The 19,967-nt window shown below is 55.2% G+C and carries 35 protein-coding genes; all 35 read left to right on the top strand.

The features are described 5' to 3' along the window. Positions 1-1,182 (top strand): elongation factor Tu (gene tuf, locus BMZ36_RS13785; RefSeq protein ID WP_091198168.1); only part of this gene is annotated, 1,182 nt, incomplete at its 5' end. A 14-nt stretch (positions 1,183-1,196) separates the two neighbouring features. Continuing rightward, positions 1,197-1,508, top strand: coding sequence for a 30S ribosomal protein S10 (gene rpsJ, locus BMZ36_RS13780; RefSeq protein WP_091198164.1), 312 nt, complete (start codon positions 1,197-1,199; stop codon positions 1,506-1,508). Between the two features lie 150 nt (positions 1,509-1,658). Next, positions 1,659-2,303, top strand: a complete 645-nt coding sequence (gene rplC / locus BMZ36_RS13775; protein WP_091198161.1) for a 50S ribosomal protein L3 — start codon at positions 1,659-1,661, stop codon at positions 2,301-2,303. Next, positions 2,303-2,923, top strand: coding sequence for a 50S ribosomal protein L4 (rplD, locus tag BMZ36_RS13770; RefSeq protein WP_091198157.1), 621 nt, complete (start codon positions 2,303-2,305; stop codon positions 2,921-2,923). The genes rplC and rplD overlap by 1 nt, the downstream gene beginning before the upstream one ends. Next, entirely contained in the window at positions 2,920-3,225 is a 306-nt protein-coding gene (rplW, locus tag BMZ36_RS13765; protein ID WP_091198154.1) for a 50S ribosomal protein L23, read from the top strand. Before rplD ends, rplW begins: the two co-directional genes overlap by 4 nt. Positions 3,226-3,237: 12 nt before the next feature. Then, on the top strand, positions 3,238-4,071 hold the full coding sequence (rplB, locus tag BMZ36_RS13760) for a 50S ribosomal protein L2 (RefSeq protein ID WP_091198152.1): 834 nt from the start codon (positions 3,238-3,240) through the stop codon (positions 4,069-4,071). A gap of 6 nt (positions 4,072-4,077) precedes the next feature. Further along, positions 4,078-4,353, top strand: a complete 276-nt coding sequence (rpsS, locus tag BMZ36_RS13755; RefSeq protein WP_091198149.1) for a 30S ribosomal protein S19 — start codon at positions 4,078-4,080, stop codon at positions 4,351-4,353. Positions 4,354-4,362: 9 nt separating this feature from the next. Further along, the gene (gene rplV / locus BMZ36_RS13750) at positions 4,363-4,692 is read left to right on the top strand and encodes a 50S ribosomal protein L22 (RefSeq protein ID WP_091198146.1); all 330 of its coding nucleotides are present in this window, start codon (positions 4,363-4,365) and stop codon (positions 4,690-4,692) included. 9 nt (positions 4,693-4,701) lie between these two features. Next, positions 4,702-5,409, top strand: coding sequence for a 30S ribosomal protein S3 (rpsC, locus tag BMZ36_RS13745; protein WP_091198143.1), 708 nt, complete (start codon positions 4,702-4,704; stop codon positions 5,407-5,409). Continuing rightward, entirely contained in the window at positions 5,393-5,809 is a 417-nt protein-coding gene (rplP, locus tag BMZ36_RS13740; RefSeq protein ID WP_091198140.1) for a 50S ribosomal protein L16, read from the top strand. Before rpsC ends, rplP begins: the two co-directional genes overlap by 17 nt. Beyond that, positions 5,809-6,000 (top strand): 50S ribosomal protein L29, encoded by a 192-nt coding sequence (gene rpmC, locus BMZ36_RS13735; protein ID WP_091198137.1) that lies wholly within the window; start codon positions 5,809-5,811, stop codon positions 5,998-6,000. Before rplP ends, rpmC begins: the two co-directional genes overlap by 1 nt. A 2-nt stretch (positions 6,001-6,002) precedes the next feature. Then, entirely contained in the window at positions 6,003-6,266 is a 264-nt protein-coding gene (gene rpsQ / locus BMZ36_RS13730) for a 30S ribosomal protein S17 (protein ID WP_091198133.1), read from the top strand. Between the two features lie 183 nt (positions 6,267-6,449). Next, positions 6,450-6,818 (top strand): 50S ribosomal protein L14, encoded by a 369-nt coding sequence (gene rplN, locus BMZ36_RS13725; RefSeq protein ID WP_091198130.1) that lies wholly within the window; start codon positions 6,450-6,452, stop codon positions 6,816-6,818. Positions 6,819-6,829: 11 nt separating this feature from the next. Continuing rightward, positions 6,830-7,150, top strand: a complete 321-nt coding sequence (gene rplX / locus BMZ36_RS13720; protein ID WP_091198125.1) for a 50S ribosomal protein L24 — start codon at positions 6,830-6,832, stop codon at positions 7,148-7,150. 10 nt (positions 7,151-7,160) lie between these two features. Further along, the gene (gene rplE, locus BMZ36_RS13715) at positions 7,161-7,700 is read left to right on the top strand and encodes a 50S ribosomal protein L5 (RefSeq protein ID WP_091198176.1); all 540 of its coding nucleotides are present in this window, start codon (positions 7,161-7,163) and stop codon (positions 7,698-7,700) included. Positions 7,701-7,709: 9 nt separating this feature from the next. Beyond that, positions 7,710-8,015, top strand: a complete 306-nt coding sequence (gene rpsN / locus BMZ36_RS13710; protein WP_091198121.1) for a 30S ribosomal protein S14 — start codon at positions 7,710-7,712, stop codon at positions 8,013-8,015. A gap of 15 nt (positions 8,016-8,030) precedes the next feature. Beyond that, a complete protein-coding gene (gene rpsH / locus BMZ36_RS13705) occupies positions 8,031-8,423 on the top strand; it encodes a 30S ribosomal protein S8 (protein ID WP_091198117.1) in 393 nt (130 codons plus the stop codon). 11 nt (positions 8,424-8,434) lie between these two features. Beyond that, entirely contained in the window at positions 8,435-8,968 is a 534-nt protein-coding gene (gene rplF, locus BMZ36_RS13700; protein ID WP_091198114.1) for a 50S ribosomal protein L6, read from the top strand. Between the two features lie 13 nt (positions 8,969-8,981). Continuing rightward, entirely contained in the window at positions 8,982-9,332 is a 351-nt protein-coding gene (gene rplR / locus BMZ36_RS13695) for a 50S ribosomal protein L18 (protein ID WP_091198111.1), read from the top strand. A 20-nt stretch (positions 9,333-9,352) separates the two neighbouring features. Further along, a complete protein-coding gene (gene rpsE / locus BMZ36_RS13690) occupies positions 9,353-9,862 on the top strand; it encodes a 30S ribosomal protein S5 (RefSeq protein WP_091198108.1) in 510 nt (169 codons plus the stop codon). Between the two features lies 1 nt (position 9,863). Further along, on the top strand, positions 9,864-10,049 hold the full coding sequence (gene rpmD / locus BMZ36_RS13685) for a 50S ribosomal protein L30 (RefSeq protein WP_091198105.1): 186 nt from the start codon (positions 9,864-9,866) through the stop codon (positions 10,047-10,049). Further along, the gene (rplO, locus tag BMZ36_RS13680) at positions 10,050-10,484 is read left to right on the top strand and encodes a 50S ribosomal protein L15 (protein ID WP_091198103.1); all 435 of its coding nucleotides are present in this window, start codon (positions 10,050-10,052) and stop codon (positions 10,482-10,484) included. It abuts the gene before it with no gap. Positions 10,485-10,510: 26 nt separating this feature from the next. Continuing rightward, a complete protein-coding gene (secY, locus tag BMZ36_RS13675; RefSeq protein WP_091198100.1) occupies positions 10,511-11,815 on the top strand; it encodes a preprotein translocase subunit SecY in 1,305 nt (434 codons plus the stop codon). 6 nt (positions 11,816-11,821) lie between these two features. After that, on the top strand, positions 11,822-12,040 hold the full coding sequence (gene infA, locus BMZ36_RS13670) for a translation initiation factor IF-1 (RefSeq protein WP_091198097.1): 219 nt from the start codon (positions 11,822-11,824) through the stop codon (positions 12,038-12,040). Positions 12,041-12,075: 35 nt separating this feature from the next. Beyond that, the gene (gene rpmJ, locus BMZ36_RS13665) at positions 12,076-12,189 is read left to right on the top strand and encodes a 50S ribosomal protein L36 (protein WP_018748524.1); all 114 of its coding nucleotides are present in this window, start codon (positions 12,076-12,078) and stop codon (positions 12,187-12,189) included. Positions 12,190-12,248: 59 nt separating this feature from the next. Beyond that, positions 12,249-12,611, top strand: a complete 363-nt coding sequence (gene rpsM / locus BMZ36_RS13660) for a 30S ribosomal protein S13 (protein WP_091198093.1) — start codon at positions 12,249-12,251, stop codon at positions 12,609-12,611. Positions 12,612-12,631: 20 nt separating this feature from the next. Next, positions 12,632-13,024 (top strand): 30S ribosomal protein S11, encoded by a 393-nt coding sequence (gene rpsK / locus BMZ36_RS13655; protein ID WP_091198090.1) that lies wholly within the window; start codon positions 12,632-12,634, stop codon positions 13,022-13,024. A gap of 14 nt (positions 13,025-13,038) precedes the next feature. Next, positions 13,039-13,659: a 30S ribosomal protein S4 gene (gene rpsD, locus BMZ36_RS13650; protein ID WP_091198084.1), complete on the top strand. Its 621-nt coding sequence runs from the start codon at positions 13,039-13,041 to the stop codon at positions 13,657-13,659. A 34-nt stretch (positions 13,660-13,693) separates the two neighbouring features. Continuing rightward, a complete protein-coding gene (locus tag BMZ36_RS13645) occupies positions 13,694-14,677 on the top strand; it encodes a DNA-directed RNA polymerase subunit alpha (protein ID WP_091198081.1) in 984 nt (327 codons plus the stop codon). Positions 14,678-14,704: 27 nt separating this feature from the next. Beyond that, positions 14,705-15,094: a 50S ribosomal protein L17 gene (gene rplQ / locus BMZ36_RS13640; RefSeq protein WP_091198076.1), complete on the top strand. Its 390-nt coding sequence runs from the start codon at positions 14,705-14,707 to the stop codon at positions 15,092-15,094. A 654-nt stretch (positions 15,095-15,748) separates the two neighbouring features. Then, a complete protein-coding gene (gene citC, locus BMZ36_RS13635) occupies positions 15,749-16,780 on the top strand; it encodes a [citrate (pro-3S)-lyase] ligase (RefSeq protein ID WP_091198073.1) in 1,032 nt (343 codons plus the stop codon). Between the two features lie 82 nt (positions 16,781-16,862). Beyond that, positions 16,863-17,159 (top strand): citrate lyase acyl carrier protein, encoded by a 297-nt coding sequence (gene citD / locus BMZ36_RS13630; RefSeq protein ID WP_091198070.1) that lies wholly within the window; start codon positions 16,863-16,865, stop codon positions 17,157-17,159. Next, on the top strand, positions 17,156-18,028 hold the full coding sequence (gene citE, locus BMZ36_RS13625) for a citrate (pro-3S)-lyase subunit beta (protein ID WP_177187896.1): 873 nt from the start codon (positions 17,156-17,158) through the stop codon (positions 18,026-18,028). The genes citD and citE overlap by 4 nt, the downstream gene beginning before the upstream one ends. A gap of 16 nt (positions 18,029-18,044) precedes the next feature. Continuing rightward, on the top strand, positions 18,045-19,568 hold the full coding sequence (gene citF / locus BMZ36_RS13620) for a citrate lyase subunit alpha (RefSeq protein ID WP_245747956.1): 1,524 nt from the start codon (positions 18,045-18,047) through the stop codon (positions 19,566-19,568). Positions 19,569-19,854: 286 nt separating this feature from the next. Beyond that, positions 19,855-19,967 (top strand): aconitate B (locus tag BMZ36_RS14895; protein WP_218142738.1); only part of this gene is annotated, 113 nt, incomplete at its 3' end.

Genomic DNA, 19,967 nt, shown 5'->3' with positions numbered 1-19,967 from the left:
GAAAAATTCACGCGGACAAAGCCGCACGTAAACGTAGGCACGATTGGTCACGTTGACCACGGCAAGACCACGCTGACCGCAGCGATCACCACGATCCTGTCGAAGAAGTTCGGTGGCGAAGCCAAGGCGTACGACCAGATTGATGCTGCGCCGGAAGAAAAGGCCCGCGGTATTACCATCAACACCGCGCACGTCGAATACGAAACCGCCAACCGTCACTACGCCCACGTTGATTGCCCGGGCCACGCTGACTACGTGAAGAACATGATTACCGGTGCTGCCCAGATGGATGGCGCTATCCTGGTCTGTTCCGCCGCTGACGGCCCCATGCCGCAAACCCGCGAACACATCCTGCTGGCCCGCCAAGTTGGCGTTCCGTACATCATCGTGTTCCTGAACAAGTGCGACATGGTTGACGACGAAGAGCTGCTCGAACTCGTCGAAATGGAAGTTCGCGAACTGTTGTCCAAGTACGACTTCCCGGGCGACGACACCCCGATCATCAAGGGTTCTGCCAAGCTGGCCCTCGAAGGCGACCAGTCCGAACTCGGCGAACCGGCCATCTTCCGTCTGGCCGAAGCACTCGATTCCTACATCCCGGAACCGGAACGTGCGATTGACGGCGCTTTCCTGATGCCGGTGGAAGATGTCTTCTCCATCTCCGGTCGTGGTACCGTGGTGACCGGTCGCGTTGAGCGCGGCATCATCAAGGTCGGCGAAGAAATCGAAATCGTCGGTATCCGTGCGACCCAGAAGACCACCTGTACCGGCGTGGAAATGTTCCGCAAGCTGCTCGACCAGGGTCAGGCTGGCGACAACATCGGCGCCCTGCTGCGTGGCACCAAGCGTGAAGACGTCGAGCGCGGCCAGGTTCTGGCCAAGCCGGGTTCCATCACCCCGCACACCAAGTTCACGGGTTCCGTGTACGTGCTGTCCAAGGATGAAGGTGGTCGTCACACCCCGTTCTTCAACGGCTATCGTCCGCAGTTCTACTTCCGTACCACTGACGTGACCGGTTCTGTTGAACTGCCGGCCGGTACCGAAATGGTGATGCCGGGCGACAACGTTGAAGTGACCGTATCGCTGATCTGCCCGATCGCCATGGAACAAGGCCTGCGCTTCGCCATCCGCGAAGGTGGCCGTACCGTCGGCGCCGGTGTGGTTGCCAAGATCATCGAGTAATCTGGGGAATCCAAATGCAAAACCAGAAAATCCGCATTCGTCTGAAAGCGTTTGACTACGCTCTGATCGACCGTTCCGCTCAGGAAATCGTCGAAACCGCCAAGCGTACGGGCGCTGTCGTCAAGGGGCCGGTTCCCCTGCCGACCAAGATCGAACGCTTCGACATTCTGCGTTCGCCGCACGTCAACAAGACGTCGCGTGACCAGTTTGAAATCCGTACGCATCTGCGCCTGATGGATATTGTCGACCCGACCGACAAGACTGTTGATGCGCTGATGAAGCTGGATCTTCCGGCTGGCGTGGACGTCGAAATCAAGCTGCAATAAATCTGAAGGTGTCGCAGGTGTTTTAGTACTTGCGGATATCCTGAAGTTTGTAGTAGTATCGCGGGCTTACCGTTTTTGAGCGGTAAGCCCGTGTATTTTTTATGGATCATAGCCAGCCAATCGTAGCTGGCCCTGAAAAAGGGAATAACTATGAGCTTAGGACTTGTCGGTCGCAAGGTCGGCATGACCCGCGTATTTGCTGAGGACGGCGCTTCCGTTCCGGTGACTGTGCTGGATATGTCTGCCAATCGCGTCACGCAAATCAAGACATCGGAAACTGATGGCTATACGGCTGTTCAGGTTACTTTCGGTGCAAAGAAGGCCAATCGGGTGAACAAGGCTGAAGCCGGACACTTTGCCAAGGCAGGTGTTGAGGCTGGTCTTGCTCTTGTTGAGTTCGATGTGACTGCGGAGAAGCTGGCTGAATTGAAGGCTGGTGATACGCTGTCGGTTGAAATTTTCTCCGTTGGTCAGTTGGTGGATGTAACCGGTACTTCCCAGGGTAAGGGTTTTGCCGGTGCTATCAAGCGCCATAACTTCAGTTCCAACCGTGCTACTCACGGTAACTCCCGTTCGCACAATGTGCCTGGTTCCATTGGTCAGGCGCAGGATCCGGGTCGCGTGCTTCCGGGCAAGCGCATGCCGGGTCACATGGGTAATGCCAAGCGCACGACCCAGAACTTGGAAATCGTCCGTGTCGATGCCGAGCGTCAACTGTTGCTGGTCAAGGGCGCTGTCCCGGGCTGCAAGGGTAATGATGTGATCGTGCGTCCCGCAGTGAAGGCAGGTGCGTAATGGAACTGAAAGTCATCAATGCTCAAGGCGAAGCGCAAGCCGCTGTTGCCGCATCCGATGCCCTGTTCGCGCGTGACTTCAACGAGGCGCTGGTTCACCAGTTGGTGACCGCCTACCTCGCCAATGCGCGCAGTGGTAATCGTGCTCAGAAAGGTCGTAGCGAAATCGCTCGCTCCACCAAGAAGCCGTTCCGTCAGAAGGGCACGGGTAATGCTCGTGCCGGTATGGCTTCCTCGCCGCTGTGGCGTGGTGGTGGTAAGACCTTCCCGTCTTCTCCGGATGAAAACTTCACCCAGAAGGTGAACCGCAAGATGTTCCGTGCCGGTATTGCGACCATTCTGTCGCAGCTGGTGCGTGAAGAGCGCCTCGTGGTTGTGGATGGTTTTGCTCTCGAGACCCCGAAGACCAAGGCGTTTGCTGAAAAGCTCGCCGGTCTGAAGCTGGATAACGCGCTGATCATCACCAAGGAACTGGACGAGAACCTGTATCTCGCTTCCCGTAATCTGCCGGGTGTGCTCGTGCTTGAGCCTTCCCAGGCTGATCCGGTGAGTCTGGTTCGCTTCAAGAAAGTGGTGCTGACCCGCGAAGCCCTGCAAGCTTTTGAGGAGATGTACGCATGACGCAATTCGCTGAAAACCGTCTGCTGCAGGTGCTGTTGGCACCGGTCGTTTCCGAAAAGGCAACGTTTGCAGGCGAAAAGAACGAGCAGATCGTGTTCCGTGTCGTGAAGGATGCCACCAAGGCTGAAATCAAGGCGGCAATCGAACTGCTTTTCAAGGTCAAGGTTGAGGGTGTTCAGGTCCTGAACGTCAAGGGCAAGACCAAGCGCTTTGGTCGCTTCTCCGGTACCCGCAAGGGCTGGAAGAAGGCCTATATCAGCCTCGTGCCGGGTCAGGAAATTGACCTTACGGCCGCGCAATAAGGAGACTGAATCATGGCATTGGTAAAAGTTAAGCCGACATCGCCTGGTCGCCGCGCCGTCGTCAAGGTGGTTAACCCGGATCTGCACAAGGGTGCGCCCCATGCAGCTCTGCTGGAAAGCCAGTCCAAGCACGCCGGCCGCAACAACAATGGTCACATCACTACCCGTCACAAGGGTGGTGGTCACAAGCAGCACTATCGTGTGATCGACTTCCGTCGCAACAAGGACGGAGTGGTTGCCAAGGTAGAGCGCCTGGAATATGACCCGAACCGTACCGCCAATATCGCGTTGCTGTGCTACGCCGATGGCGAACGCAGCTACATCATCGCTCCGAAGGGCCTGAAAGCCGGTATGACCGTGGTTTCCGGTTCCGATGCGCCGATCAAGGTTGGCAGCGCGATGCCGATCCGCAATATTCCGGTCGGTACCACGATCCACTGCGTTGAAATGCAGCCCGGCAAGGGCGCTCAGCTGGCTCGTTCCGCTGGCGCTTCTGTCCAGTTGCTGGCTCGCGAAGGTGCTTACGCCCAGTTGCGTCTGCGCTCTGGCGAAATTCGCAAGGTGCACGTTGACTGCCGCGCCACCATTGGTGAAGTGGGTAACGAAGAGCACAGCCTGCGTTCCTACGGCAAGGCTGGTGCGAAGCGCTGGCTGGGTATTCGTCCGACCGTTCGCGGTGTGGTGATGAACCCGGTTGACCACCCGCATGGTGGTGGTGAAGGTAAGACCGGTGAAGGTCGTGTGCCTGTAACGCCGTGGGGTCAGCCGACCAAGGGCTTCCGTACCCGCAGCAACAAGCGCACCAACAACATGATCGTGCGTCGTCGCAACGCGAATAAGGGGTAATGAAACATGGCACGTTCTATCAAGAAAGGCCCGTTCGTTGACCTGCATCTCATCAAGAAGATTGAGAATGCCCGCGCGTCCAACGACCGTCGCCCGATCAAGACCTGGTCGCGTCGCTCGACCGTTCTGCCGGATTTCGTGGGTCTCACGATTGCCGTGCACAACGGTAAGCAACACGTGCCGGTCTACGTTAATGAAAACATGGTTGGCCACAAGTTGGGCGAGTTCGCACTCACCCGTACTTTCAAGGGCCATGCCGCGGACAAAAAAGCCAAGCGCTAAGGTGAAGACATGCAAGTATCTGCCGTACTGAGCAACACTCGCCTCTCTGCCCAAAAGGCTCGGCTCGTCGCTGACCTCGTCCGTGGCAAGCCGGTTGAGCAGGCATTGAACATTCTGGCCTTCAGCCCGAAAAAGGGCGCAGTTCTGATCAAGAAGCTGCTGGAATCCGCTATTGCCAACGCCGAACACAATGAAGGCGCCGATATCGACGCCCTCAAGGTGAAGGTGATCTATGTGGACAAGGGGCCTTCCCTGAAGCGTTTCATGGCCCGTGCCAAGGGTCGTGGCGCCAAGATCGAGAAGCAAACCTGCCACATCACCCTGACAGTTGGCGATTAAGGAGCGATCATGGGTCAGAAAATTCATCCGACGGGATTCCGTCTCGCCGTTACCAAGAACTGGTCTTCGCGTTGGTTCGCCAACAGCAAGAGCTTTTCCACGATGCTGAACGAAGATCTTGAGGTGCGCGAGTACCTGAAGAAAAAGCTGGCTAATGCCGCAGTAAGCCGCGTGGTTATCGAACGTCCTGCCAAGAATGCCAAGATCACCATCCATACCGCTCGTCCGGGCGTGGTGATCGGCAAGAAGGGTGAGGATATCGAACTGCTGAAGCGTCAACTGCAGGGCATCCTCAATGTGCCGGTGCATGTGAACATCGAAGAAGTGCGCAAGCCGGAAATTGATGCGCAGATCATTGCTGACAGCATTGCATCCCAGCTCGAAAAGCGCGTGATGTTCCGCCGCGCCATGAAGCGTGCCATGCAATCGGCCATGCGTCTGGGTGCTCAAGGCATCAAGATCATGTCTTCGGGTCGTCTGAACGGCATCGAAATTGCACGTACCGAATGGTACCGCGAAGGCCGTGTGCCGCTGCACACCTTGCGTGCCGACGTTGATTATGCAACTTCCGAAGCCAAGACCACCTACGGCATCATTGGTATCAAGGTTTGGGTTTACAAGGGCGACGTGAAGCCAGGCGAAAAGAGCGCCGTGGTGGAAGTGCCGGAAACCCAGCGTAAAGCACGGAAGGGGGCACGCAATGCTGCAGCCAACTAGACTCAAGTACCGTAAGCAACAGAAGGGTCGCAACACCGGTATCGCTACGCGTGGCGTCGCTGTGTCCTTCGGCGAATTCGGTCTGAAGGCCACCAGCCGTGGCCGTCTGACTGCGCGTCAGATCGAAGCGGCTCGCCGCGCCATCACCCGCCATATCAAGCGCGGTGGTCGCGTATGGATTCGTGTGTTCCCGGACAAGCCGATTTCAAAGAAGCCGGCCGAGGTCCGTATGGGTAACGGTAAGGGGAGCCCGGAATACTACGTGGCTGAAATTCAACCTGGCAAGGTTCTGTACGAGCTGGATGGTGTGGGTGAAGAAGTGGCGCGCGAAGCGTTCCGCTTGGCATCCGCCAAGCTTCCGTTCGCTACCACCTTTGTCACTCGTCAAGTGGGGCAATGATGAAAGCAGTTGAATTGCGTCAAAAATCTGTTGCCGAACTCAACGGCGAACTCACGGCTCTTCTGAAGGCTCAGTTTGGTCTGCGCATGCAGCATGCGTCTGGCCAGCTGGCCAAGCCCAGCGAGATCAGCCGTGTGCGCAGGGATATTGCGCGTGTTCGTACCATTCTGGCTGAGAAGAAGGCGGCATAATCATGGTTGAATCTAAACTCAAGCGTACGCTGACCGGTCGTGTGGTCAGCAACAAGATGGACAAGACCGTGACCGTACTGGTTGAGCGTCTGGTCAAGCACCCGCTCTACGGCAAGGTGGTTCGCAAGTCCAACAAGTACCATGCGCACGACGAAAACAACCAGTACGCCGAAGGCGACGTGGTTGTGATTGAAGAGACTCGTCCGTTGTCCAAGACCAAGAATTGGGTGGTCAAGGAATTGGTCGAAAAGGCTCGCACTATCTGATTTTTCAGATAAGCGCTTGCGCGGGGGTTATACGGTGCGTATAATCCCCGTTTTTCCATCCTCGGCCCATTGGGTTGGGGTGTTTCTTCCCTTACGGGATCCAAAACTAGCCGCTTTGGGCTCGGTTTGGCCGGGCAGCTCGGTCAGCGAGTATATGGCGGATAAAGTTGGAGGTTTTTTAATATGATTCAAATGCAATCCAGGCTGGAGGTTGCTGACAATACCGGTGCGCGTGAAGTTATGTGCATCAAGGTGTTGGGTGGCTCCAAGCGTCGCTATGCATCCGTTGGCGATATCATCAAGGTCAGCATCAAGGATGCTGCTCCGCGTGGTCGCGTCAAGAAGGGTGATGTGTACAATGCTGTGGTCGTGCGTACCGCCAAGGGTGTGCGTCGTGCAGATGGCTCGCTCATCAAGTTCGACGGCAATGCGGCGGTTCTTCTCAACAACAAGCTTGAGCCGATTGGCACTCGTATCTTCGGGCCGGTGACGCGTGAATTGCGTACCGAGCGCTTTATGAAGATCGTGTCTTTGGCTCCTGAAGTGCTGTAAGGAGGGCGCGCATGAACAAGATTCGCAAGGGCGATGAAGTCATCGTCATCACTGGCAAGGATAAGGGCAAGCGCGGTACCGTGCTGCGCGTGATTCCTGCTGAAGATCGTGTCGTGGTGGATGGTGTGAATGTGGTTAAAAAACACGCCAAGCCCAATCCGATGCGTGGTATCCAGGGTGGCATCGTTGAGAAGACCCTCTCTATTCACGTTTCCAACGTCGCCATTTTCAACAAGGCGAGCGGCAAGGCCGATCGCGTTGGCTTCAAGGTGCAAGAGGACGGCAAGAAAGTGCGCGTCTTCAAGTCCACCGGCGAAGTGGTTGGCGGCTAAGGGGTGAATGATGGCTCGTCTGCAAGATTTTTATAAAGATACGGTTGTGCCTGAACTGGTTAAGCAGTTTGGTTACAAGTCGATGATGGAAGTGCCGCGCATCGAGAAAATCACCTTGAACATGGGTGTTGGTGAGGCGGTTGCTGACAAGAAGGTCATGGAGCATGCAGTTTCCGATATGCAGAAGATCGCAGGTCAGAAGCCGATTGTGACCAAGGCCAAGAAGTCTATTGCTGGCTTCAAGATTCGTGATGATTATCCGATTGGTTGCAAGGTGACTCTGCGCCGTGATCGCATGTACGAATTTCTTGATCGTTTGGTGACGATTGCGCTGCCGCGCGTTCGTGACTTCCGTGGTGTTTCTGCCAAGTCTTTTGACGGTCGTGGCAATTACAACATGGGTGTGCGTGAACAAATCATCTTCCCGGAAATCGAGTACGACAAGATCGATGCGCTGCGCGGGATGAATATCACGATCACTACCACGGCGAAGACCGACGAGGAAGCCCGTGCGCTGCTCGCCGCCTTCAAGTTCCCGTTCAAGAGTTAAGGTGGAATCATGGCAAAACTCGCACTGATCAATCGTGATGAAAAGCGCCGCGCTGTGGTCGCCAAGTTCGCTGCCAAGCGTGAAAAGCTGATGGCGATCATCAACGACCAAAGCGCCAGCGAAGAAGATCGCTTCCAGGCTCGCCTGAAGCTTCAGGCCCTGCCTCGCAACGCCAGCCCCGTGCGTCTGCGTAACCGTTGCCAGCTGACCGGTCGTCCGCGTGGTGTGTACCGCAAATTTGGTCTCGGCCGTAGCAAGCTGCGTGATCTCGCCTTCAAGGGTGAAATCCCGGGCGTGGTCAAGGCTAGCTGGTAATAGGAGAACAGAAACATGGCAATGCATGATCCTATCGCCGATATGCTGACCCGTATCCGTAACGCTCAGCGTGCGGAAAAGGCTGCGGTTGAGATGCCGTCTTCCAAGCTGAAGGTGGCTATCGCCAAGGTCCTCAAGGATGAAGGCTATATCGAATCTTTTGCAATCGCCGGTGATGTGAAGCCGGTGCTCTCGATTGAACTCAAGTACTATGCCGGTCGCCCGGTTATTGAGCGCATCGAGCGCGTCTCCAAGCCGGGTCTGCGCGTCTACAAGGGCGCAACAGAGATCCCGCAGGTGATGAATGGTCTTGGTGTGGCGATTTTGTCCACGTCCAAGGGTGTGATGACTGACCGCAAGGCACGTTCCCACGGTGTGGGTGGCGAGCTTCTGTGCTTCGTAGCTTGATGAGGTGAACAATGTCTCGCGTAGCTAAGAATCCGGTAGCCATCCCGGCTGGTGTCGAGGTTAAGCTCGAAGCTGGTGCAATTACTGTCAAGGGGCCGAACGGCACTTTGAGCCAAGCGCTCTGCGCCGATGTCGAAGTAAAGGTCGAGAACAACGCGGTGACCTTTGCAGCCAAGTCGGCTGCCAAGCAATCCCGTTCCATGTCCGGCACCCTGCGTGCGCTGGTCAACAACATGGTGACCGGTGCTTCCAAGGGCTTTGAGCGCAAACTCAATCTGGTTGGCGTGGGCTATCGTGCCCAAGCCCAGGGCGACGCGCTCAATCTGACGCTCGGCTTTTCGCATCCGGTTGTTCACAAGATGCCTGCTGGCGTTCAGGTGACAACACCGACGCAAACCGAAATTGTGCTGAAGAGCGCTGACAAGCAACGGCTTGGTCAAGTGGCTGCCGAAATTCGTGCATATCGCGCACCGGAGCCCTACAAGGGCAAGGGCGTGCGTTATTCGGACGAAGTGGTGACCATCAAGGAAACCAAGAAGAAGTAATCGAGGCTGAAAAATGGACAACAATCAACGTATCCGTCGTGCGCGCAAAACCCGCGCCAAGATTGCGGAACTCAAGATGGTGCGCCTCTCGGTGCACCGTACCAATAGCCACATCTACGCCCAGATCATCGATGAGACAGGCGGTAAGGTGCTGGCATCTGCCTCGACGCTCGAAGCAGAGGTGCGTAGCCAGATCAAGAACGGCAGCAATGTTGAAGCTGCGGTTGTTGTAGGCAAGCGTATCGCTGAAAAGGCGAAGGCAGCTGGTGTCGAGAACGTCGCTTTCGATCGCTCCGGTTTCAAGTACCATGGCCGCGTCAAGGCTGTGGCTGAAGCTGCGCGCGAAGCCGGCCTCGTCTTCTAATTGAGTTTGGAGTGAAATAAATGGCCAGGAACGAAATTGAAGATCGCGGTGACGGCCTTCGGGAGAAGATGGTTAGCGTTAATCGCGTAACCAAAGTCGTCAAGGGTGGTCGTATTCTCGGGTTTGCTGCACTGACCGTGGTAGGTGATGGTGATGGTGCCGTCGGCATGGGTAAGGGCAAGTCCAAGGAAGTGCCGGTAGCTGTGCAGAAAGCCATGGAAGAGGCTCGTCGCAAGATGATCAAGACTTCCTTGAAGAACGGCACAATCCAGCACACGGTATTCGGCAAGCATGGCGCGACTACCGTGTTCATGCAGCCGGCTCGCGAAGGTACCGGTATCATCGCCGGCGGCCCGATGCGTGCGGTATTTGAAGTGATGGGTATTCACAACATCACAGCCAAGTGCCACGGCTCGACCAATCCGTACAACATTGTGCGTGCAACCCTCGATGGTTTGGCAAAGCTGAATACGCCGGCTGAAATTGCAGCCAAGCGCGGCATGACCGTTGAAGATATTTTGGGGGCATAACATGAGCGACGTGAAGAAAATCAAGGTTACGCTCGTCAAGAGCCTGATCGGTCGCCTGGAAAGCCACAAGGCTTGTGCTTATGGTCTGGGGCTTAAGAAGATCAATTCGACTTCCGAAGTGATCGATACCCCGTCCAACCGTGGCATGATCAACAAGATCAGCTACCTGCTGAAGGTGGAGGGCTAAATGGAACTGAATACTCTGCAACCCGGCGTTGGTGCCAAGCATGCCAAGCGTCGTGTGGGTCGCGGCATCGGCTCCGGCCTCGGCAAGACCTGCGGTCGCGGTCACAAGGGGCAGAAGTCCCGTACTGGCGGCTTCCACAAGGTTGGTTTCGAAGGCGGCCAAATGCCGCTGGCCCGTCGTCTGCCGAAGCGTGGTTTCAAGTCGCTGAGCAGCGGCAAGACCGCAGAAGTGCGTCTCTCCGAGATTAACTTGCTGCCGGTCAATGAGATCGACCTGTTGGTTCTGCTGCAAGCGGGGATTGTTTCCCAGCATGCAACGGCCGCCAAGGTGGTGCTCTCCGGCAAGATCGAACGTGCGGTCACCGTAAAGGGTCTTTCCTTGACCCAAGGTGCTCGTGCTGCGATCGAAGCGGCCGGCGGCAGCATCGTTGAGTAACGCGTCTTAACTGGACAAGGTGGAACGTGGCTAATCCCGCACAGGCATCCGTCAGCAAATTTGCGGATCTGAAAAAACGGGTCTGGTTCCTGGTGGGCGCACTGATCGTATACCGTATCGGTGCGCACATTCCGGTTCCCGGCATCAATCCGGTCGAGCTGGCGAAGCTGTTTGAATCGTCGCAAAGCGGGCTCCTGAACATGTTCAACATGTTCTCTGGTGGCGCGCTTTCGCGGTTCACGGTTTTTGCTATCGGCATCATGCCGTACATTTCGGCATCGATCATCTTGCAACTGGGGTCGGAAGTTTTGCCCAGTCTCAAGCAGCTCAAGAAAGAGGGGGAGGCTGGACGTCGCAAGATCACCCAGTACACGCGGTATGCGACTGTGCTGCTAGCGGGCGCGCAAAGTTTCGGTATTGCCATGATGCTGTACAAGCAGCCGAACCTTGTGATTCTGCCTCAACTGCAGTTTGCCATCATGACCGTGGTAACGCTGGTGACTGGCACCATGTTCCTGATGTGGCTGGGTGAGCAAATCACCGAGCGCGGTGTCGGAAACGGCATCTCGATCCTGATTTGCGCCGGTATCGCTGCGGGTGTGCCCTCGGCAATCGGTAAAACGCTGAGCTTGGCAAATAGTGGTCAGTTGCCGATTCTGCTGGTTCTTGGACTGTTTGTGGGCGTGATTTTGTTGACCGCTGCAGTGGTATTTATTGAGCGGGGGCAGCGCAAGGTGCCGGTTCAGTATGCCAAGCGTCAGGTCGGCAACAAGATCATGCAGGCGCAAAGCACCCATTTGCCATTGAAGGTCAATATGGCAGGGGTGATCCCGCCGATTTTTGCTTCGTCGATTATTCTGTTTCCTGCGACCGTTCTGTCTTGGACGGGGAACAGTGAGAAGTTCGCGTGGCTTAAGGCTGTTGGTGACAAATTGCATCCTGGGCAGCCGCTGTATGTGCTGCTTTATGCGGCAGCGATTATCTTCTTCTGCTATTTCTATACGGCGTTGGTCTTTAATCCGAAAGAAACAGCTGACAATTTGAAGAAGAGCAACGCAATGATCCCGGGTTATCGTCCAGGTGATCATACTGCACGCTATATCGAGAAGTTGATCCTGAAGCTTACGCTGGTCGGTGCGGTCTATATTACGATCATTTGCCTGATTCCTGAGTTGTTGATCCTCAAGTGGAATGTCCCGTTCTACTTTGGCGGTACCTCTCTGCTGATTCTTGTGGTCGTGACGATGGATTTCATGGCGCAAATGCAGTCGTATGTGATGTCGCATCAGTACGAAAGCCTGCTGAAGAAAGCCAACTTCAAGGGTGCATAAAAGGTTATGGCGAAAGAAGACGTCATCCAGATGCAGGGCGAAGTCCTGGAAACGCTGCCTAACGCAACATTTCAGGTCAAGCTCGAAAACGGACATGTGGTACTTGGGCATATTTCCGGAAAGATGCGGATGCACTATATCCGCATCCTGCCCGGAGATAAGGTTACAGTGGAGCTGACTCCCTATGATCTGTCCAAGGCCCGCATCGTATTCCGGTCCAAGTGATGGTACGGAATTAATTTTGATCGAAAGGAAAGACGATGAGAGTTCAGGCATCGGTCAAGAAGATCTGCCGCAATTGCAAGATCATCCGCCGCAATCGTGTGGTGCGTGTGATCTGTACCGATCCGCGGCACAAGCAGCGTCAGGGTTGATTGCATAAATCAATGCCTGGTGCTAAAATCTGCAACTTTTTCAACCTGGGGTAAGTAGAATGGCCCGTATTGCTGGGGTTAACATTCCTAATCATCAGCATACTGTGATCGGCCTTCAGGCTATCTTCGGTGTTGGTCGCACTCGCGCCTATGCGATTTGTGCGTCAGCTACCGTCGAGCCGACAAAGAAGGTTAAAGATCTCAGCGATGCTGAGCTCGACAAACTGCGCGACGAAGTCGGCAAGTACACTGTCGAAGGGGACCTGCGCCGTGAAGTAACCATGAGCATCAAGCGTCTGATGGACCTTGGTTGCTATCGTGGCTTCCGTCACCGCAAGGGTTTGCCGGTTCGCGGACAGCGTACTCGTACCAATGCACGTACCCGCAAGGGCCCGCGCAAGCCGATCGCCGGCAAGAAGTAAGCTAAAAGGATTTTTATAGAATGGCTAAAGCAAACACAGTGCGTGTACGCAAGAAAGTCAAGAAGAGCGTGTCTGAGGGAATCGTGCATGTGCATGCATCCTTCAACAACACGATCATCACCATCACCGATCGCCAAGGAAATGCTTTGTCTTGGGCTACCTCGGGCGGTGCTGGGTTCAAGGGCTCTCGGAAAAGTACACCCTTCGCAGCCCAGGTGGCAGCGGAGTCTGCTGGTAAAGTTGCCCAAGAATATGGTGTGAAGAACCTCGAAGTTCGCATCAAGGGTCCCGGTCCGGGTCGTGAGTCCGCCGTGCGCGCACTCAACGCGCTTGGCTTCAAGATTACCAGCATCTCGGATGTGACGCCTGTGCCGCATAACGGCTGTCGTCCGCCGAAGAAGCGCCGCATCTGATACCGGAGTAACTCATGGCTCGTTATATTGGACCCAAGTGCAAACTTGCCCGCCGTGAAGGCGCGGATCTTTTTCTCAAGAGCGCTCGTCGCTCGCTCGACAGCAAGTGCAAGCTGGAACAAGCCCCAGGCCAGCATGGCGCCAAGGCCCCTCGTCTTTCCGACTTTGGTGTGCACCTGCGCGAGAAGCAAAAAATCCGCCGTATTTATGGCGTACTGGAACGTCAGTTCCGTCGTTATTTTGAAGAAGCCTCTCTCCGCAAGGGCTCAACTGGTGAAAACCTGCTGAAGATTCTCGAATCCCGTTTGGATAACGTTGTTTATCGCATGGGTTTCGCTTCTACTCGCGCAGAAGCGCGTCAGCTGGTTTCCCACAAGGCGATTGTGGTGAATGGCGGTGTTGTGAATATCCCTTCCTTCTCGGTCAAGGCTGGTGATGTGGTTTCCGTGCGCGAAAAAGCCAAAAAGCAGGTTCGCGTTCAGGAAGCGCTGAATCTTGCTGAAGGCATCGGCTTTCCGAGCTGGGTGCAGGTGGATTCCAAGAAGATGGAGGGCGTGTTCAAGAACATGCCGGAGCGTTCCGATCTGTCCAGCGATATCAACGAGTCGCTGGTGGTGGAATACTACTCCAAGTAATAACCTGATCCAGTAGGACAAGGGATACTGATCTATGCAAATTAACGCGAATGAATTGCTCAAGCCGCGCATTATCGATGTGCAGGCGGTAACTGCGGCCCATGCCAAAGTTGTGATGGAGCCCTTCGAGCGCGGTTATGGCCACACGCTGGGCAATGCCCTGCGCAGGATCCTGTTGTCGTCCATGGCTGGCTATGCCCCGACTGAAGTGAAGATCGATGGCGTTGTGCACGAATACTCTGCCCTAGATGGCGTGCAGGAGGATGTTGTTGATATCCTGCTCAACCTGAAGGGCGTAGTTTTCAAGCTGCATGGCCGCGAATCGGTCACGCTTACGCTTTCCAAGGAAGGCGAGGGCGCGGTCAAGGCTGGTGATATCCAGTTGACGCATGATGTGGAGATTGTTAATCCGGATCATGTCATTGCTCATCTGTCCGCAGGTGGCAAACTCAATATGGAAATCAAGGTCGAGAAGGGGCGCGGCTATCAGCCGGCTCCGGCTCGGCTGGCCAAGGATGAGAACCGCACCATTGGCAACATCGTTCTGGACGCTTCGTTCAGCCCGGTGAATCGTGTCAGCTATCAAGTTGAAAGTGCCCGTGTGGAACAACGCACGGACCTGGATCGCCTGATTATTGACGTCGAGACCAATGGTGTGATTGATCCGGAAGAGGCTGTCCGTCAGGCAGCGCGCATGCTGATTTCTCAGCTGTCCGTTTTTGCTGATCTGGAAGGCACCCCTGTGCCGGAAGAGAAGCCGCAGGCACCGCAGATCGACCCGATCTTGCTGCGCCCGGTTGATGATCTCGAACTGACGGTACGCTCTGCGAACTGTCTCAAGGCCGAGAATATCTACTACATCGGCGATCTGATCCAGCGCACGGAAACCGAGCTTCTCAAGGCTCCGAATCTCGGCCGCAAGTCGCTCAATGAAATCAAGGAAGTGCTTGCCTCCAAGGGGCTTTCCCTCGGCATGCGCCTCGAAAATTGGCCGCCCGCAGGCTTGGAAAAGCACTGATCGGCCGGTTTAGAAAGGAACTGACAAATGCGTCACCGTCTTGCCAATCGTAAACTGAATCGCACGACGAGCCATCGTCTGGCGATGCTGCGCAACTTGGCCAATGCCTTGCTGCGTCATGAAGTCATTAAGACCACCTTGCCTAAAGCAAAGGAGCTCCGCCGCGTGGCAGAGCCTCTGATTACCTTGGGCAAGAAGCCTTCCCTGGCAAACCGCCGTCTGGCATTTGACCGCACCCGTGATCGTGAGATCGTGGTGAAGCTGTTCGATGTGCTGGGCCCGCGTTACGCTGCGCGCAACGGCGGCTATGTGCGTATCCTGAAGTGTGGTTTCCGCCAGGGTGACAATGCGCCGATGGCGTATGTCGAGCTGGTTGACCGCCCTGAAGAAGCAGAAGTGGTCGAAGCGGCAGAGTAATTATTGCTGCTGGACGTTTGATGAAAAAGCCAACCTGCGGGTTGGCTTTTTTGTTGCCTGTTAAACGGAAGTAACATGTTTTTTTGACAATAGCGAAAAACGCGGGTGATTTTATCGATTCAATAACGTTTGCAATATTTGTCGCGGGAAAGCTTTATTGTCCCCACTTTTAAAGGCATAAAAATTCCCGCTCTGCTTTTGTGTCGGAGGAACAATTGCAATTCAATTGCCGGTAGTATCTAGGTCTTGCAAAGCACGCCACATGGGTGGCGCTGCGAAAGACACTAGTTCCATCTGCCGGGATGCCGGTACGGTGGATGATTTGTGGTCACGAGTTGTTATGGTTTCGAATCGGTGTAGAGTTTTTCTGATCAAGTGGCAAGTTGCGGCTGTGTTGGGCCGTCTTGTTGCGGGTGCCCTTGTGCGACCAGTCGCAGAAGTTGCCAAGTTTATTGAAGATTCCTGTGATGTGGAAGACGCGCGGCGCCCTGAAGGGGCGCCGTGTTTGTTTGGTTTGGGGCTCTTCTCATATTTTTCGGAACAAGGTAATAGGGCGTAGAAGCCCGGATGGCAGGTAGAGAAAAAGCGTAGTACGCAATTGCTTGGCTTTTCCCCCGAGGGGAGAGCCGCCGGCAGCCGTGAGGAGGGCCCGCCGTGACTGATAATACAATCAGCTTCTACATCATTGACCCGCACAAGAATGAACAAGAACGGGCGGATGTAGCCAAACTTCTGGCTCAGTGCGATCTGGATTTTGAAAATACTGTTGAGATTTTTGTTGTCGGTCGACAGAATGGCCAGTTGGCGGCTTGTGCCGGTCTTGACGGAAATATTGTCAAATGCGTGGCGACTTCTCCAGATTGGCGCGGAGAGTCCTTGAGCCTCAGGCTGATGGGGGAAATGGCGCATGTCGCGTATGAATTGGGCCGCCATCACCTGTTTCTGTTTACTCGACCTTACAACGTTGAGGCGTTCCAAGGCTGCGGCTTTTATCTTCTGGCCGAAGTTTCCGACCAATGCGCCTTGATGGAAAATACACCGTTTGGCATCAGGAATTATTGCCAAAGCCTTGCACGGCTACGCAAGGACGGGCAAAAAATTGGCGGAATTGTGGTTAATGCCAATCCGTTTACCTATGGCCATCAGTACCTGATCAGAACAGCTGCAAGCCAGTGCGATTGGTTGCATTTGTTCGTCGTAGCCGAGGATGCTTCTTTCATCTCGTACCGCGACAGGTTCGCGCTGGTTCAGGAAGGGGTTAAAGGCATTCCCAATTTGACGTTGCATCCGGGGTCGCAATACATGGTATCCCGTGCGACTTTTCCTGATTATTTTTTCAAGGACAAGGGCATGGTGGGCGAGTGTTGTACCGCCATTGATCTGCTTCTGTTCCGCAATTACATCGCGCCGGCTTTGGGTGTGACGCATCGCTTTGTGGGGACTGAGCCCTTTTGTCCCACGACGCGAAAATATAACGATGACATGAAACAATGGTTGCAGACCGAGCCGACAAGGGGCTCGCCGATTACTGTTGTGGAAATACCTCGGACCGCAGTAGACGGGACGCCCGTTTCTGCATCGCAGGTGCGGCGCCTGCTGGCAGATCGCGACCTTGAAGCGTTGACTAAACTGGTTCCGGAATCGACGCTGGCACTACTCAAGAATAAATACATGCCCGCAGCATGATTTGTTCGCAGAGGGGCTGGTCAAGCAGGTGTGACAGGTTTTTTTGTTGTTCTTACATAAAAGTGTAACAGGAGGCTAGAAGATGAAAATCGTGAAGGAAGCACTGGCTGGCACGCTCGAATCGAGCGACCTGCTGGTCAAGGTGGCGCCTTCTCCTACGGACACGTTGGAGGTCATGGTGCAGAGCGAAGTGATTCGCCAGTTCGGTGAACAGATCAACAAGGTCGTACGCGAAACGCTCGAAAAAATGGGTGTAACCGCGGGCCAGATTCTGGTGGATGACAAGGGTGCACTGGACTGTGCGATTCGCGCACGTCTTCAGGCTGCCGTATTGCGTGGTGCTGACTGTAACAAGATTGAATGGAGCCGTCTGTCATGAAACTGCGTCGAAGCATGCTGTTTGTTCCGGGTGCCAACGCCTCCATGCTGAGCACCGTTTTTATCTACAAGCCTGACTCCATCATGTTTGACCTGGAGGATGCCGTATCCCTGCGCGAGAAGGACAGCGCACGCTTGCTGGTATTCCACGCCCTGCAGAATCCGGCTTACAAAGACATCGAAACCGTTGTCCGCATTAACCCACTCAATACCGAATATGGCCTGCTGGATCTGGAGGCCGCGGTGCGTGGTGGCGTGGATATCGTGCGCCTTCCCAAGACCGATCGTCCGGAAGACGTGCATGAGCTGGAAGCGCATGTCGAGCGTATCGAGAAGGAATGTGGTCGCGAAGTGGGTTCCACCAAGCTGATGGCCGCTGTTGAATCGGCCTCCGGCGTGATTAATGCCGTGGCGATTGCTACCGCATCCAAGCGTATGGTTGGTATTGCGCTGGCTGGTTTCGACTACGTGATGGACATGCAGACCGAGCGTGGCGATGGTACTGAATTGTTCTATGCGCGTTGTGCAGTTCTGCACGCCGCCCGTTATGCCGGCATTGATGCTTTCGACGTGGTGTATGGCGACGTCAACAATGAAGAGGGCTTCCTCAAGGAAGTCGACCTTATCAAGAAACTGGGCTTCAACGGTAAATCGCTGGTCAATCCGCGCCAGATCGATCTGCTGCACAACGCCTATGCTCCGACCGAGGAAGAAGTCGAACACTCCAAGCGCGTGGTGGCAGCGGCAGAACAGGCCGAGCGCGACGGCCTTGGTGTCGTTTCGCTGAACGGCAAGATGATCGATGCGCCTATCGTCAACCACGCGATTCGCGTACTGCAGAAGGCCCAGGCATCGGGCGTGCGCAAGTAATCGGGAGAGCTACAGAATGAACAACATGAATGATCCGAAGCTGTTCGAAGAACCTTGCCTCAAGGGCCTGGAAAAATTCGAAGAGTTTGCCCAGAAAGCCCCGTACCTCCGGGATAACAATCTCAAGCACACACGCAAGATCGTCGAATCTCTGGAAGACGCGATCCGTCGCTCCGGCCTGAAGGATGGCGGCACGATTTCCTTCCATCACGGATTCCGTGAAGGTGATAAGGTCATCAACATGGTGGTGGGCGTGCTGGCCAAGATGGGCTTCAAGAACCTGACGCTGGCACCGTCCTCGCTGATGAGCTGCAACCATCCGCTGATCGAACACATCAAGAACGGCGTGATCACCAAGATCTATACGTCCGGGATGCGCGGCAAGCTGGCTGAAGCCATTTCCAACGGTTTGATGGAAAACCCGATCAACATCCATTCGCATGGTGGCCGTGTTCACCTGATTCAAAGCGGCGAGATCAACATCGACGTGGCTTTCCTCGGTGTTTCGTGCTGTGACGAGTTTGGCAATGCCAATGGCGTCAGCGGCAAATCGCGCTTTGGGTCGATGGGTTATGCCATGGTCGATGCCCAGTATGCCAAGTGCGTTGTGATGCTGACTGAAGATTTCGTTCCGTATCCGAACAATCCGGCCAGCATCCGCCAAGACCAAGTCGATTACATCGTCAAGGTTGACCAAGTCGGCGATCCTTCCAAGATCAGTGTGGGTGCTGCGCGCATGACTCGCGACCCGCGTGAATTGATGATTGCCCGCTATGCGGCAGACGTGATTGAGCACTCCGGCTATTTCGAGCAGGGCTTCTCGCTGCAGACCGGTTCCGGTGCTTCATCCGTGGCCGCGACCCGCTTCCTCGAAGACCGTATGCGCAAGAAAGGCATCACTGCCAGTTTTGCGCTGGGCGGGATTACCGGCAACATCGTCGATCTGCACCAGAAGGGCCTGATCGACAAGATCATCGATACCCAAAGCTTCGATGCCGATGCGGCCGAGTCGTTGCGCGTCAACCGCAATCACATGGAAGTGTCGACCAACTGCTACGCCAACCCGAGCTCAAAGGGCGCGAGCGTGGACCGTATGGACGTCGTGATTCTGAGCGCGCTGGAAATCGACCTCGACTTCAATGTCAACGTTGTGACCGGTTCGGATGGTGTGATGATGGGTGCTTCCGGTGGTCACTCTGATGTGGCTGCTGCTGCCAAGCTGTCGATCGTGGTTGGCCCGTTGATCCGCAGTCGCATGCCGACGATTCTGAAGAAGGTCACCACTCGCGTAACGCCGGGTGAAAACATTGGCGTGCTGGTGACCGATCATGGGATTGCGGTCAACCCGAACCGTCCGGATGTGGAAGAACGCCTGCGCGCTGCCGGCCTGCCGGTGTTCACGATCGAGGAACTGCATGCACGTTCCGTGGCGATCGCGGGCGAACCGACCGATGTGGAATTCCTCGACAAGATCGTCGGGGTGATCCGCTATCGCGATGGCACCGTGATCGACGTGGTGCGTCAGGTTAAGCCGCTGTGATGAAACGGCCGGTGGCAAGCGTCACCGGCTGTTTTTGACAGAACTGTCCAGGCATCAGTATGCAAAAAGGAGGCGTTTGCCTCCTTTTTGCTATTGGGAGTCGAGTTTCCCGGTTGCCGGGCATGTTGATATGGTGCAAAATATTGACTTATATTAAAAACATATAAAACTCTAAGCGCCCGGGCTGCTCGTATGGTTCCTTTGCCGAAGACTGTTCCCTGAGCTTGGGGTGCGTGTCCCTGATCTTGCAGGTTTCTCTTAACGCTTTTGTTCCAGGAGTTCCCCGATGCTTGAAGCTTATCGTCAGCATGCAGCCGAGCGCGCCGCGCTGGGTGTCCCGCCGTTGCCCCTGTCTGCGAAACAGACGAGCGAGTTGATTGACCTGCTCAAGGCTCCGCC

Source organism: Formivibrio citricus (assembly GCF_900115065.1).
GTDB classification, from domain to species: Bacteria; Pseudomonadota; Gammaproteobacteria; order Burkholderiales; family Chitinibacteraceae; genus Formivibrio; species Formivibrio citricus.
The sequence above is the reverse complement of the archived record's forward strand: the minus strand, read 5'-3'. Positions and strand labels throughout refer to the sequence as shown.